The organism is Pseudomonas sp. PA-1-3F (assembly GCF_021609665.1).
GTDB classification, from domain to species: domain Bacteria; phylum Pseudomonadota; class Gammaproteobacteria; order Pseudomonadales; family Pseudomonadaceae; genus Aquipseudomonas; species Aquipseudomonas paracarnis.
Window position 1 is genome coordinate 32349 of sequence record NZ_WJZD01000016.1, and the last position, 12807, is coordinate 45155.

Annotated in this window: 16 protein-coding genes; 3 read left to right on the plus strand and 13 right to left on the minus strand. The window is 59.8% G+C overall.

Going from position 1 to position 12807, the window contains the following annotated elements; translation table 11 throughout:
• Positions 1–18: 18 nt before the first annotated feature.
• From GIV26_RS13445 to GIV26_RS13500, 12 genes are all read right to left on the minus strand, one after another.
• Positions 19–357: a head decoration protein gene (locus tag GIV26_RS13445; RefSeq protein ID WP_236281047.1), complete on the minus strand. Its 339-nt coding sequence runs from the start codon at positions 355–357 to the stop codon at positions 19–21.
• On the minus strand, positions 354–1496 hold the full coding sequence (locus tag GIV26_RS13450; protein WP_236281050.1) for a head maturation protease, ClpP-related: 1143 nt from the start codon (positions 1494–1496) through the stop codon (positions 354–356). The genes GIV26_RS13445 and GIV26_RS13450 overlap by 4 nt, the downstream gene beginning before the upstream one ends.
• Complete coding sequence (locus GIV26_RS13455) at positions 1493–2974, minus strand: phage portal protein (RefSeq protein ID WP_236281052.1); 1482 nt, start codon at positions 2972–2974, stop codon at positions 1493–1495. The genes GIV26_RS13450 and GIV26_RS13455 overlap by 4 nt, the downstream gene beginning before the upstream one ends.
• The gene (locus tag GIV26_RS13460) at positions 2974–3180 is read right to left on the minus strand and encodes a phage head-tail joining protein (protein WP_056783432.1); all 207 of its coding nucleotides are present in this window, start codon (positions 3178–3180) and stop codon (positions 2974–2976) included. Before GIV26_RS13460 ends, GIV26_RS13455 begins: the two co-directional genes overlap by 1 nt.
• Position 3181: 1 nt before the next feature.
• Positions 3182–5182, minus strand: coding sequence for a phage terminase large subunit family protein (locus GIV26_RS13465; protein ID WP_236281055.1), 2001 nt, complete (start codon positions 5180–5182; stop codon positions 3182–3184).
• A 3-nt stretch (positions 5183–5185) separates the two neighbouring features.
• Positions 5186–5791, minus strand: coding sequence for a terminase small subunit (locus GIV26_RS13470; protein ID WP_065935942.1), 606 nt, complete (start codon positions 5789–5791; stop codon positions 5186–5188).
• Positions 5792–5996: 205 nt separating this feature from the next.
• Complete coding sequence (locus GIV26_RS13475) at positions 5997–6341, minus strand: phage holin family protein (protein ID WP_236281058.1); 345 nt, start codon at positions 6339–6341, stop codon at positions 5997–5999.
• 527 nt (positions 6342–6868) lie between these two features.
• Positions 6869–7234 (minus strand): PA0613 family protein, encoded by a 366-nt coding sequence (locus GIV26_RS13480; protein ID WP_043046668.1) that lies wholly within the window; start codon positions 7232–7234, stop codon positions 6869–6871.
• Entirely contained in the window at positions 7227–9446 is a 2220-nt protein-coding gene (locus tag GIV26_RS13485) for a VapE domain-containing protein (protein ID WP_236281061.1), read from the minus strand. Before GIV26_RS13485 ends, GIV26_RS13480 begins: the two co-directional genes overlap by 8 nt.
• The gene (locus GIV26_RS13490) at positions 9436–9663 is read right to left on the minus strand and encodes a TraR/DksA family transcriptional regulator (RefSeq protein ID WP_093114306.1); all 228 of its coding nucleotides are present in this window, start codon (positions 9661–9663) and stop codon (positions 9436–9438) included. The genes GIV26_RS13485 and GIV26_RS13490 overlap by 11 nt, the downstream gene beginning before the upstream one ends.
• The gene (locus GIV26_RS13495; RefSeq protein WP_168223689.1) at positions 9656–10174 is read right to left on the minus strand and encodes a phage regulatory CII family protein; all 519 of its coding nucleotides are present in this window, start codon (positions 10172–10174) and stop codon (positions 9656–9658) included. Before GIV26_RS13495 ends, GIV26_RS13490 begins: the two co-directional genes overlap by 8 nt.
• 324 nt (positions 10175–10498) lie before the next feature.
• Complete coding sequence (locus GIV26_RS13500; protein ID WP_093114312.1) at positions 10499–10723, minus strand: helix-turn-helix transcriptional regulator; 225 nt, start codon at positions 10721–10723, stop codon at positions 10499–10501.
• A gap of 105 nt (positions 10724–10828) precedes the next feature.
• On the opposite strand from GIV26_RS13500, the gene GIV26_RS13505 reads away from it, so the two are divergent.
• Positions 10829–11494: an XRE family transcriptional regulator gene (locus tag GIV26_RS13505; protein WP_236281064.1), complete on the plus strand. Its 666-nt coding sequence runs from the start codon at positions 10829–10831 to the stop codon at positions 11492–11494.
• A gap of 9 nt (positions 11495–11503) precedes the next feature.
• On the opposite strand, the gene GIV26_RS13510 is transcribed toward GIV26_RS13505, so the two are convergent.
• The gene (locus GIV26_RS13510) at positions 11504–11866 is read right to left on the minus strand and encodes a hypothetical protein (protein WP_093114318.1); all 363 of its coding nucleotides are present in this window, start codon (positions 11864–11866) and stop codon (positions 11504–11506) included.
• A gap of 178 nt (positions 11867–12044) precedes the next feature.
• Between GIV26_RS13510 and GIV26_RS13515 the strand changes: the two genes are divergently transcribed.
• Positions 12045–12221, plus strand: a complete 177-nt coding sequence (locus GIV26_RS13515) for a hypothetical protein (RefSeq protein WP_172832671.1) — start codon at positions 12045–12047, stop codon at positions 12219–12221.
• Positions 12218–12799: a hypothetical protein gene (locus GIV26_RS13520; RefSeq protein WP_236281066.1), complete on the plus strand. Its 582-nt coding sequence runs from the start codon at positions 12218–12220 to the stop codon at positions 12797–12799. The genes GIV26_RS13515 and GIV26_RS13520 overlap by 4 nt, the downstream gene beginning before the upstream one ends.
• Positions 12800–12807 lie beyond the last annotated feature (8 nt).

A 12807-nucleotide genomic window follows, 5' to 3' on the forward strand; every position in this document is an offset into this window, starting at 1 on the left:
ATAAATGAGGTGAACGCCTTAGCGGACGATCACGAAATGGGCTGCCAGGGCCTTTTCAGCGGCAGGGTCGAGGCTGGTCAAGTGCGCTTCGCTGACCTCGGCCAGCCGCACAATGGCACGACCGCGCCGGGCCACATCGGACTCGCCCAGCGGCCCATACAGAATCGCGACGGCGTTTTCGGTACCGTCCTCGGCGGTGGGCTGGTACGGGGCAAACTCGCTGCTGGCGGTGACTAGGCCGAGGATCTGGCCCGGCTCCAGGGCTGGCCCGGCTGCGACGTTGATCGCTTCGCGGGAAATGTTGCCAGCGCCTTCGGACAGCAGGAACTCTCCCGCGTGCATCGATTCGATTTTCATGCTCTTGCTCCTTTCGAGGTTCCGTTCTGTGCCGCCTGACGGGTAGCCCAGATTGATTGGCTGTCGACCTGTTTGGCCTTAATTGTGAGTTCCGGGTCGTTATCCAGCGGCAGGCTGTTGTTGATCTCAAAACCACCGCCGCTGCCAACCAGCTTGTCGAACAGCCGAGCACGAACTGCGCTTTCATCCAGCCCCGCCGAGATAAACTCAGCGGTCAGCTCCGGCAATCGTGCGGCGACACACAGACCGTGCAGCGTTTTCGCGTTGGTTAGTGCTGCCGTAACTACCGCTTCGCTTTCCAGCCTGGTGGTGGCGAGCAGCGGCTCCACCAGGTTACTTATGCCGGCCGCCGCGCAACCCTTGGTGACCATCAGCGCCAGTCCAGCAGCGTCCAATACGGGCGCCGGTTCCGGTGGGTCGACAGGTTCAGGCGGCTCGACGTCGGGCTCTTCATCCAGTTGAGCGAGCAATTCAGCCGGGGCATGCTGGAAGCGCTGCAAGACACAGCCCTGGCCGAGACAGGCTTTGACCTTGAGGCCGTCGCCCACTTCATCTGCCAGGCCCAGCGCCACCGCCTCATTGGCGGTCAGCCAAGTCTCGGCGTTGACCATGCGCCGCAGCTCGGCCTCGTCGATGTCCGGCGCCTTGGACTTGTAGGCCGCAATTATCGCTTCCAGGGTCTGGTCCAACACGTCAGCAACGCGGCGGAAGTCTTCAGCATCACCACCGGTAAAGGTGTAAGGGTTGTGGATCATCAGCATTGCGTTGGCCGCAATCACCACCCGGTGAGCGCCGCACACCGCGACACTGGCCGCGCTAGCCGCCAAGGCATCAATGCGCCCGGTACAGCGGTCGCCCAAGCGCGACAGCGCGTTGTGGATCGCCAGGCCGTCGAACAAGTCGCCACCGATGCTGTTGAACGCAACAATCACTGGCGACGCGCCGTCGTCCACGGCGCGCAGGTCCTGGACAAACTGATTAGCGCTAACACCCCAGGTGCCGATCTCGCCGTATACAAACACCTCAATGGTTTGCTGCTCGGCTTCTCCGCTGGCCTGGAAGGTGTACCAACTCTTGTCCGCGACTTTTACCTGCTTGCCAGCCTTGTCATAAATGCGCGGGATCGCTTTTTTACTCATGGTTGTTCCTTGTCATCTGTCGGCTCGATGGCATCAAGCGTGGTGTAGTTGAGGCCCAGGTCCGTAGACCTGGCGAGGTCGGCAGCGTTTTCCGCGTCGATGGTTTCCGCGTCGTAGCCATTGCGCAGACACATCTCACTGCGTGAACCGAAGCCCGCTTGCACTTCCATCCGCCGCGCCTGCACGTCCTGCACCGGCTGGATGTAGGCCCAGCCTTGTGGCACCCAACGTGTACGCAGGTATTCGCGTCGACGTTGCGCGTAGTCTTCCAGTACAAGGGCACCGGACAGCACCGCCATGTCCATCCAGGCGGCACGCACCGGGCGACATAGCTGATGCACATACACGCCGAATTGCAGCTGCTCCAGACGTCGCCGAAACTCGTTGAGCACCACCCGCAGCGCCCGGTCGTTGACCTCTCGCATATCACCGGTAAGGATCTCGTACGGCGTGCCCGAACCCGCCGCCGCAGCCATCAGCTGCTGACGCATGAAGTCCGGGTAGTTGTTGCCGGCGTCTGGTGGTTTGGAGAACTCCACCTCTTCACCTGGCCCCAGCTCCTGCATGGTGCCGGGCTCCAGGGCCACCATCGGTGTGAAGCCGTCGCGGTCGGTGGTCAGCAGTTGCCCCGTTACCGGGTCACGCGGTTGCTGCCCGCTGTCCGGCGCCGGGCGCTTGATGAAGCCAGCAAACAGGTTTGCCACCTCCTGGCGAAACAGAACCGCGTCGTCGTAGTTGTCCAGGCTGCGCAGTCGTTTCAATACCGGTGCCAGACGCGGTACTCCGCGCAGTTGCCCTGGCTCCATGGGTTCGAAGATGTGCAGCATCTGCGTCGCTGGAACCCGCACCAACTGGTTGTACCCGGCATTCAACGACGACGAATCGCGTGGGTGCGAGAGGTACATCCAATACGCTACGCGCTTGCCGGCCGGGTTGAACTCGATCCCGGCGCGGATGGCGTTGCCGTTTTTGGCTGTCTCAAACTTGTCATGTGGGACAAATTCAGGCGCCAGCGCCTGCAACTGCAGCGGCACCGCCAAACCTTCGCTCGGGCTGCGCGGCCGCAACCGCACAAAACATTCACCAGCAGTTTCCACCGTGCGCGCCACCAGGGCCTGCATGCCGTAGAAGTCGGTCAGTTCGTCGGCGTCCGCCTCATCCACCCAGTCATCCCACAGCTGCTGCTTGAGTTTGCGCAGTGCAGCGTCGTCCGTGGTCGGCCTGGGCGTAATGCCCGTGCCGATCAGGTTGCTGACGCGCTTGTCGATGACGTTGAAGGCATACGGGTCATTGCGCACCGCCGCCCGCGAGCGAGCCCGCAGGTTGCGCAGTGCCGGGGTGTTGATGCTGTTGATGCCGTTGTCGGTGGCTTCCCAACTGGCCGAACGTCGGCCCTCTCCGGCGCCTTCGTAACTGGCCTTGATGTTCGACGGCAGCAAGAATCCATTACGGGTTAGCGTCGGATAATGTCGGGCCATTAGAGTCCTTTGCCTCCATGCATGAGCCGAACCACGCGAGAGCGCGGCCCGGCGGCGTTGGTCAGCGACGTGCGGATCTCGTCGCGGGCCTTGAGCAGTTCGTCGATGGAGCGGTATTCCACCGTGCGGTCGCTGTAGCGCACGGTCTTTTCACCGCGTGCGATGGCGCGCTCGATGGCTTCGAGGTGCTTCGGAGTAAACGACATATCAGCGTCTCTTCAGGTAACCGCTGGTGGAGCTGCGGCGTTGTGGGGGTGCAGTGGGTCGCGGTTGGGCGACCGGGGCAACGGCTTGCGGCGCAACTTGCGGTGTCGCGGTAGCCTGTGGGGCAACCGTTACACGCTCAGCAGCGACCACCTTTTCATCGAACAAACCGGCCTGGGCCAGCGAGTTACGCACCCGGTCCCAGTCATGTTCCTGATACCGGTTGATGCCGAGGTAATGCGCCATCGCCAGGCAATACACCATCAGGTCGAGGGCTTCGTTGCGCTCGGCCTTGCCCTTGATCCACTCGATACGCTTGTGGCCCCGCACGTACTTGGCGACCTTGCGCTCGGCCACGCACTGGGCGAAGAACTCGTCCGGCAGATCGTTGGCAAAGTGCACCGCACCTGGGCCGGACTCGAACGGGTAGCGGTTGTAGATCCAGTCCTTTGCGGTGTCGGTACCGACAAACCACAGCTCGGCGCCGCCGCGTTCGGTCTGGCCCTTCCAGGTCACATCAACCATGGACGGCCGTTGAGCGATCACCGGCTTACCGGGCTTGCTCGCGCCCTTGATCGCGAAGATGTTGCGCCAGCGCCGCACGCGGCAGAACTGGTAGACCTCGTCGGTGTGGTGGCCGCCGGAGTCGACGGCGACCGCGAGAATGCCCAGGCCGACGCCACACGGATGCCGGTACCGCTCTTTCAGCAGTTCATCCAGTACCGCCCAAGTGCGTTCGTCCGACGGGTCGCCCGCGATCACCCGGTGGTCAATGACCCAGCGCTCCATGCCGACGCCCCAGCCCATTGCCATGAACTCCAGGCGATCAGCCTGTACGTCGACAGCGCCAGTGATCATCATGACGGCAGCGGGCATCGCACCGAGGGAGAACCCTTCCCGGCGTGCCCGCTCGATCAGTACCGATGCCTTGGTCTGCTCTTGCGCGCTGTCCCACACCTTAGCCAGGCGGGTGTTGTAGAACACCTGCATGGGTTCAAGGTCGCCTTTGGCCTGGGCCTTTTTCGCCTTCTCGAATTGCTTCGCCAGTGACTTCCAGCCCGTCCAACCCAACGGTGAATACAGTGCGTTGAGGTGGAAGCCGACCGTTTCGCCATCGCCCTTGGCATGGGCACGCCACTCACCACGGGCGAGCATGTCGCCCTTGTGATGCTCTTCGATCAGCACGTCGCAGTCAGGTCCGGCGCACTCGTAATGCACCACGCTGAAGTCCTGGGAGTAATGCAGCCGCTCCCACTCCAGGGTTTGCATGTGCCCGCAGGTCGGGCACGGCACGTAGTAGTAACGCTGGTCGCTACCCTCGAACAGATCGTCGATGCGCGAGGCGCCCTTGATCGTGGGCGAGCTGGAGAAGTAGAACTTGGCATTGCGGCCGAAGGTACTGCCCCGCGTTTCTGCCAGTTCGATGGGGTCGCCCTCTTCGCCTACGTCGACCTCCCAACGGTCGATCTCATCGCCGTACACGTAGCGCGCCGACAGCTCGGCCAAGTTGGCCGCAGAACCGGCGGTGGTGACGTACAGCGAGCCGCCTTCGAACTCCTTGGTGTCCATGGTGTTGCGCGAATCCCGCGAGCGGCTCGCCGCCACACGTTCGTGTAGCACCGGGGTGGCCTTGATGGTCTTGCCGATTCGCGACGACACCCGCTTTGCCAGGCCTAGGCTGGGCAGCAGCGTGAGGATGTTCGACGGCACCATGTGGATCAGCGCACCGATCCAGTTCAAGGCGATCTGGGTTTTCATCAGTTGCGAGGCGACCATGGTCACTACGCGCTTGCACGGGTGAGCCGGTGATAGGCACCGCATCGGCTCGCGTGCGTAGGGCGTTCGCACGGTGCGATATTTCCCTGGCTCGGCGGCGCCGGTATCACGCGGGATGCGCATGTACTCGTCTGCCCACTCGTCCACCCAGAGGCTGGGGTCTGGACGCAGCCCACGGAAATACGCCTCACGGTACACCTCAGCGCCGTCAGGTTTTTCCGTATGCATGGGTTAACTCGTAGTGATCAGATCGCGTTCAAGGTCAGCCGAAGACATGCGCTCGGCCTCTTCCAGGGACAGCCGTAGCGCCTTGGTCAGGTGCTGCTCAATCTCCCAAGGGTCCGACATCGCCGCCAGTTCTGGGGCCAATTGCGGGGGCATGCTGAGCAACTGATCGCGCAGCATGCGTCCGGCGTTATAGGCCCCGGTGGTGACCGCCTTCATATCCACCAGCGAGCCCTGCACCTTGTGAAACTCGGCTTCGGCCAGTTGGGCCAGGTAGTACTCGCGGTGTGCGCGGGCCTTCTGGAAGTCGGGTTGCCCGCTCTTCGCGCCAGCTGGCTGCGGCGGCGCAGCCGTGTTAGTCGGCTCGACCATGGGGGACAGTTGGCTGTAAACATCACGCTGGAGCCGGTCTTGTTGGTGTCGAGCCGCGACGGCGGCCTTGCTGGGGTCGGCGGTTTCGAGGATCAGTGCTTCGGTTGCCAGCACGTCGACCTTCTTGCCATCCGGCGAAAGCACCAGGCGGTTGTTGTCTTTGAGCCAGGTGATGTAGCTCGGCGTCCTGCCGATGCGAACCGCGAAAGCGCTTTTAGACAGGAACAGTGGATCCGTCATAAGCCCTCCTTTTCAACGGCTTTTCAATGGAAACCTTTCAATTTCAATGGATTGAATTTCAGTAAGCTGGCAGCCCTGCCGCTAACGCTTTCCCGCGGGTTTCATGCCCCGTGTCTCTCGAATGCCGCCAGGGTCCCCGGCGACTTTCGGCGCACCATTTTGATGCGGCCCGCTACAGGCCACGTATTACGTGGCCTCCAGCGCATCATGCCTGACCGCTGCCCGAGGGCGGCACATCGCACACGCCCAACCGCTTGGCGGCCCAGCGTTCATACAGCCCGATGGCGACATCGGCACCGGCCATCGCGGTGAGGCATCCGATGCTCCCTGCCGCCAGGACCGACATGCCCGAAGCGTGCAGCAACATCATGGTGGAAAGCCCGCAGACCACGCAGGCCCCGGACCGAAGGATCAAGCGGCGAATCAAAGACCAGCCGCTTACCCCCGCTTTGTCGGCTCGCCATGCCTCGCCGGATATACCGCCGACCAGGGACAGCACGATCACCATCCAGATCGGCATATCAATAAGCGCTTGCTGCTCGTTCGTCATCGCCCTACCCCATAAACGCAAAAACCCGGCGCAATGGCCGGGTTCAGTGTGGTGGTGTGTCCCGCTGCTTGCGGTCGCACCTATCGAAGATGGGTACTTTTTACAGGTGGATTATCATGGCAGCAAGCAGGTTTTAATGCCATGGAGCAATACGGGTGCCATACGGGTATGACGCAGGTGCAACGGAGGGACAACGCATTCAATCGGCTATCGCTTCTGGTGCCCTGTCTTACTTGTCCCACTATTCTGGATCGAAGTAGGACAGCTACAGGCGCCTAAATACGGGGCTCTGCCCTACTGTCCTACCTTTTTTACTTTTCTCTTGTGTATAGAGAGAAAGCTAAAAGCACGCGTGCGCGCCATGGGCGCGACTACGTGCCCGCTATGCTCATGTGTGCGTGGGGCGGGTAAAGGTTGGACAGTAGGACAGCCCAGCAACGGCGCGGCCTGTGCCTGTCCAACTGCACGTAATGGCAGCCGGACAAGGCGGGACAGGAGGACAGAGGTATGCAGAGTGACGCCGAGGATCATGCAGCCTTCCCCATCAGCATGCCGGCGATGGATACATGGGCATCGTGTAGTCGACGGTAATAGGTCGGCGCGCTGCAACCGCAATGAAGCATTTTCTGTGAGAGGAAGCTCTCGTGGTTGCAGTAGTGCTCCATCACCACTAGGGCTAGCTCGGGCGCCAAGTGCTTGTTGACGATCAGCTCGATATCCGCCGATTCATCCAGCAGCACCCGACTTCCACGCGTGCCGCGTATCAACTCACCTTTGCACTCCATCAGCATGGCGATCATGTTGCCGCCACTCGGCCCGCCAGCACCGTCCGGCACAGGCGAATGCAGATCCTGCGCCCAGAGTTTGAGCATCTCGTCGATTCGCTTAATCATCGAAGCAAGGCTCCTCGATCACCGCCTGCTGCAACGCAGACGCACGCCCCCACCCCGCAGGCTTTTCATAGGCCCATGGCCGTACGCCGCTTTTAGGCAGCGCGGGCATACGCCGCTTGCGCCAGCCTAGCCGGTGCATGATCGCCCCGACCCGCATCTGCTCGGGCTTGCCCCAATGGCCGAAGTCCAGCTTCAGCGCCTGGGTCAGGATCTCGTTGCCGGTGGCGGTTTCCCCGATCTGCGACTCTTCCATCCAGGCCAGGATTGGCCCTTCCCATTCATCCACCACAAAGCGCTCGTCTTGAGCCTCGGCGAACATCTTGGATTCGTCCTTATTCACCCACCAGATATCGCCCGCTTCAAAGCAGAACAGCGCCTCGGCCCACAATTGATTGCGGATCTCGCGGAGTTGCTCCAGATCGACCTTGTTGCAGAACACCGGCCAGTAACGACGGTTGCCCGTAGCATCCTTCAGATACTCCTCTTGGTTGGTGGTGCCCACGAAAACACACTGGCGTGGCACGTCATTCGTTCTGCGGCCGTAGCTCTCGCGGTAGGTGTCGGTAGACGCGGAGAAGAACTGTTTAGCCTTGGTGCTTTCCGCCTTGTTGAAGCTGTCCAGCTCGCCCAGCTCGACGATCCATTTGCCGCGAATCGCCTGGAAGCTGTCCTTGTCACCGAGGGCAAAAGGCGTATCCATGAACCACTCGCCACCGAGGACGCCCATGGCCGTGGACTTGCCGGCGCCCTGCCCGCCTTCGAGGATCATCACAGAGTCGGCCTTGCAGCCTGGGCGCATCACACGGGCAACCGCTGAGATGAGCCAGCGCTTACCGACCTTGGCCGAGTACTCACTGGCCTGAACGCCCAGCACGTCGGTCAGCCAGGTTTCAATGCGAGGCACGCGATCCCATTCCAGCTTCTCCAGGTACTCGCGCACCGGGTGGAAGGCATGGTCGTGGGCAACCACGCTGACCGCCTCGATCACATGGGACGCTTTGACCCGCAGGTTGTACTGCTGCGCGAGCCACTTCATTACTCTCATGTCGTCAATGTCGGCCCAGTCGCCGGCACCGCCGCCGAAGGGTGCAGAACGCAACTTGACGATCTTGGAGCTGAACACGCTGTAGCCGATGACACCGGCCCAGCGTTCGTCATTGCCCAAGATCAGCTCGACGTTTTGCATGTGCGCGATCAGAGAGCCATTTTCGGTGCGGGCCAGTTGGTCTTTCCAGCCACCCGCTGCAGGAGGCTTGACCACCGCGAGCACCTGGCGGCGGACGGCCTCCAACCCCTCGGCGACGTGCAAGTCGTTGAAGTCGGTCCACTTGATCTCGCGCTCGCCGGAAAACACCGGGGCAACGACTTGGCCGCCGACAACCAGCGCGGCGTTGGTGGCTTTCTCTTCGCCTGGATTCCAAGGGTCACCATTGGGACGCTTGGTTTTCCAGTCATCATCGCGACAGATGATCAGCGGGCAACCGGGGAAGCGCTCGCGCATGGCCTTGGAGACCGGCAGCAGGTTGCCCGCGTCGAAGGCGATGGCGACAGTGAGCGAAGTCGCCATGTGCAGGCTTGCGCCTGTGGCGTAGCCCTCACACACCAGCACCGGTTCGCCGGGTTCGGGGTGGGGACCGATCAGGTGGAAAGCGCCCTCTTTTGACATACCGGGCGGCCAGTACTGCTTATCCCGCCCAGTGTCTTCTTGCTTGGCTGGAAAGATCACCTGCAGGCCGACGATCTGGTCACGGACGTTGCACATGGGCACCAAAAATGCACCAGTACGTGGCGCATAGCGAACCTTGAAGCCAACGATCTGCTTTCGATCCAGATAGGCGCTCTTGCCCTTTTCGGGCATGCGCTTGAACAGGCCGGCAGCACGATTGGCCGCTCGGCGTGATGCGTTGGCCGCGATCTCGGCAGCCTTACGCTTGGCATCCTCCTGCCGAGCGCGCATGACTTCGCGCTCCTCGGGGCTTATACGTCCGGGTTTAACTTTGATCTTCTGGGTATCGCCAGAGCGCCAGTCACCGAAGCTGCCGAAGATCAGCGTCTCGTTTTTTTCGGTGCGGTGTTCATGGATGACGTACCAGCCGTTTTTTTCCTTGCCTTTGTCCTGGGTGGTTTTGCAGCGGGTGAGTTTGCCGAATACCAAGGGTTGAGCGGGCTCTAGACCATAGTCCGCGAACTGATTGATCACATCATCGAGCATAACGGGCAGCCCTCTGATCATCGACGGTCTTGCACTCAATGCAGAGCGTGCAACCGGGCTGTGCCAAACGACGAGCCTCGGGGATAGGGCCATCGCATTCGTCACAGAACATCAGCGAATGTTGAGCCGTGTTGGACATCAGCGCCAGGCGTGCAGCGACGGCCTGATCAATGCGCTTTTGCACCAGGTCATTTGCGAAGTCAGCGATATCAGCCACGTTCCACCCCAGAAGTCGTCTGATTGACATAGCGGGCGCGGTTGTACATGCCCAACAACCCCTGAATGCCTCGAAACACCAACTGGCGTATCTCAGCCAGCTCACGGTCATCGACCTTGCCGTCGCCAATGTGCTTGGCCCAGGTTTCGGACAAATCGGCGACCTGCCGGAAAAACATGGCGATACCCGTGGTCAGGGTCTCAGGCATGTCGTTGGTGTACGCCTCAGCCAATTCCTGCCAGATCGTATCGCCGACAAGAGCGTGCACCGCATCGAGAATGCGGCGGTCCTTGGTCAGTTCGAGGATCTCGCCGAATTCCTGAATGTTGACGGTGTGCGAGGGATGGGTGGGAGACAACTTGTGCTGCAGCGTGGTGGCATTGCGGCCGGTGGTGGCGGCGATTGCTGCGGCACCGCCGGGATAGTCCCGTGCGGCGTGGTACAGGGCTAATTCGAGCGTCAGTATTTCCTTTTGCGCTCGATCAACACAGCTTAAAGCTACTCGGCTCATGGCATTAATCCTACTAAGTTGCCAGTGCCCCGCGACGTGTAGTGGTGATACATTTGCCGCGTGGCTTGAAAGGGCCCAAACGCCGGCTAGATCTAGGGATCGAAACCGGCACCGTGCCGAGGCGAACAATCCGTTGCTCACCTCTGGCGCAACAGCTGCCTAATCTGTGGTGGAGAAGGCAGCAACCCAAGACATCCGTGTCTTGGCAGCGCGATAAAGGGAGGTGGTTTGCATGTGGTGTGCCCTCCTACCTTCGTCGCGACCCGACAGCACTGTGGTGGTGTGTGCCGGGAGGAACTGGGCGGCCCTTGGGTCGCCTTTTTTCTATGCGGCTTTTGGAACATCAAGCTCAGGAGGAAATACATCATCGAGCGTGCACGTAGTCCCCAATTTATTGAGTGCTACCGTAATGGCCCGGCACTCGTACAAGCCAGGAATTCGGGTACCCGACTCGTAATTACTCAACCGACTCTGAGACCATCCCAAAGCACCAGCAAGTGCCGTTTGCTTGATTCCACTACGGCTTCTGAGGGCAGATATCCTATTCATTAGAAGGTTCTCTTCGTGATCCTGGGCGCAGACTAACAACGGTTTGTTATTTTTACAACACGTTAAGTCGTAAATCAATTACACAAATCGTGATATTTTCCACACATGGAAACTTTAGGTCAGCGCCTGGCGCGCTATAGAAACGAAGCGAATCTCACGCAGAAAGGCTTGGCCGCCGCCTGCAATTGGCAAAACGGCCAAGGGCGTATCGCAAACTATGAGAAAGATAAGCGCGAACCCAGCCTTGCTGATCTGCGCATGCTTTCGCTTGCCTTGAAAAAACCGCTGATGGATCTTGTCGAAGGCGACGACGATCAAACGAGAAGCACAGCGCCAAAAATTGATGACTACGCTCTGATTCCGCAATATACAGCGCACGGCTCAGCCGGGAACGGGCATCTCAACGACCACGTGGAAATCAAAGGCGGACTGGTTTTCAGGCGAGACTGGCTCGCCCGTATGGCCTTGAGGGAAAGAAGCCTGCATGTGATTTACGCTAAAGGTCAAAGCATGGAACCCACCATCTGTGACGGCGATGTGGTCCTGCTAGATGAAGCACAGAAAGAACCGAGAGACCGACGCATTTACACCATGCTCAAACCTGACGGAGAGCTGATCATCAAGCGGCTGGTGCAGAGCATGACTGGCGGCTGGATCATACGTAGCGATAACGAAGACAAGCGTCAGTACCCAGATGAAGCTGCTAGCGACAATGAAATCGGCCATCTGAAAATCGTCGGGCGCATCGTGTGGCACGGCGGGGCACTTTGACTCAAGCCTTCAGCTAGGTGCTACTGAGTTGAGATTGAAGAACGCATAAATCCCTTGCTCAGTGAGATCTCCCAGAGCTATTGCTATAAGCAGCAACATGCCAATGATGCAAATCTTGGCTCTCCAGAACAGGACCATCCCCCCGATCACTCCTGGATATCGCTTAAGGTATCTGGCAGCAATATTCCTGTATTGCTTACCGCCTCCGAATACACACAACACCACTACAAATAGAAAAAACCACGCAAACGGCTGCGGGTGCGAAAATTGAAGCGAGGTTGCGGAGAGCCCTACCGCGAATAATCCAGGCACATCATTCGCGAATCTGAAATATCGCTCCGCAATTGCTTCGTCCGGGTCAAGCTCAAACATTTCCCCTCCTAAAAAACCCAATAAATTCAAGTAGAACCAAAAGATACAGCTCGTACCTTTTTGCGCAACTCAAAACGGAACGTCCAAAAACCCCAACAAAAATAACAATTCGTGTTGATTCATGAAAAACATTGTGTGATATTCGCCTAACTCTTCCACCACAGAGCGAGGCAACACCATGCACACCACAGCTACCCTGCACGTCCACCCGGCCGCCGCTAACCCCTCCCGCATCTTTGAAATCCGCCGCCTGGCGCAAGACCTCGGCTGCACATTCATCGCGTCCAAACCTAAGCCGAAAGAACGCAACGCGCCCTGCCCGTTCGATCCAAACGGCGGAGGGCACGCGGCATGAGCAAGTACAAACTCGACAACCGCACCCTGGCCCTGCTCAAGGCACAGGTAAACCTAACCGAAACCTTCAACCACCTGCTGCGCGCCGAAGTTCAGCGTGAAGCCTTAGCCTTCCGCCTGAAAGTCGAGCGGCGCAAAGCAGACACACACTTCACTGTTGAGCTGGGAAGCGAACGCCACACGCTGACCCTGACCAACAGCAAAAAGATGCACCTTAAGCTTGCGGACTTCATTGAGGAGCTCGTCAACGGGCCAGCCAATCCAAGCGATCCGTCGTCTATGCCACACGCAGACCGCCGCTACGGCGTGTTCGAAACTGAACACAAGCAGCGTGTGTTCGACCTGGTACAAACCGGCGGCGCGCTGAGCCTCGACATGGGTTTTGAGCAACCTATCAACCTGGCAATCCATCGCAACAAAACCCGCACTGGCATCACCACCATCATGAGCATCGGCGTCAAGAAGCCATTCAGCAAGTGCTTCACGGTGTGCGGCAGTGACGTGGAGATCTACTCCATGGTGGCCGAATCCATCACTCACCTGGCAGCCGTGGCGACTCCCGCCGCGCATGCAGCCTAGGAGGTCGC

Excerpts from the sequence above, each read along its gene's own strand:
- GIV26_RS13470 (WP_065935942.1), bottom strand. The coding sequence starts at position 5,791 with ATGACGGATCCACTGTTCCTGTCTAAAAGCGCTTTCGCGGTTCGCATC.
- GIV26_RS13455 (WP_236281052.1), bottom strand. The coding sequence starts at position 2,974 with ATGGCCCGACATTATCCGACGCTAACCCGTAATGGATTCTTGCTGCCG.
- GIV26_RS13475 (WP_236281058.1), bottom strand. The coding sequence starts at position 6,341 with ATGACGAACGAGCAGCAAGCGCTTATTGATATGCCGATCTGGATGGTG.
- GIV26_RS13465 (WP_236281055.1), bottom strand. The coding sequence starts at position 5,182 with ATGCATACGGAAAAACCTGACGGCGCTGAGGTGTACCGTGAGGCGTAT.
- GIV26_RS13500 (WP_093114312.1), bottom strand. The coding sequence starts at position 10,723 with ATGAATAGGATATCTGCCCTCAGAAGCCGTAGTGGAATCAAGCAAACG.
- GIV26_RS13480 (WP_043046668.1), bottom strand. The coding sequence starts at position 7,234 with ATGATTAAGCGAATCGACGAGATGCTCAAACTCTGGGCGCAGGATCTG.
- GIV26_RS13485 (WP_236281061.1), bottom strand. The coding sequence starts at position 9,446 with ATGCTCGATGATGTGATCAATCAGTTCGCGGACTATGGTCTAGAGCCC.
- GIV26_RS13450 (WP_236281050.1), bottom strand. The coding sequence starts at position 1,496 with ATGAGTAAAAAAGCGATCCCGCGCATTTATGACAAGGCTGGCAAGCAG.
- GIV26_RS13520 (WP_236281066.1), top strand. The coding sequence starts at position 12,218 with ATGAGCAAGTACAAACTCGACAACCGCACCCTGGCCCTGCTCAAGGCA.
- GIV26_RS13505 (WP_236281064.1), top strand. The coding sequence starts at position 10,829 with ATGGAAACTTTAGGTCAGCGCCTGGCGCGCTATAGAAACGAAGCGAAT.
- GIV26_RS13495 (WP_168223689.1), bottom strand. The coding sequence starts at position 10,174 with ATGAGCCGAGTAGCTTTAAGCTGTGTTGATCGAGCGCAAAAGGAAATA.
- GIV26_RS13460 (WP_056783432.1), bottom strand. The coding sequence starts at position 3,180 with ATGTCGTTTACTCCGAAGCACCTCGAAGCCATCGAGCGCGCCATCGCA.
- GIV26_RS13515 (WP_172832671.1), top strand. The coding sequence starts at position 12,045 with ATGCACACCACAGCTACCCTGCACGTCCACCCGGCCGCCGCTAACCCC.
- GIV26_RS13510 (WP_093114318.1), bottom strand. The coding sequence starts at position 11,866 with ATGTTTGAGCTTGACCCGGACGAAGCAATTGCGGAGCGATATTTCAGA.
- GIV26_RS13445 (WP_236281047.1), bottom strand. The coding sequence starts at position 357 with ATGAAAATCGAATCGATGCACGCGGGAGAGTTCCTGCTGTCCGAAGGC.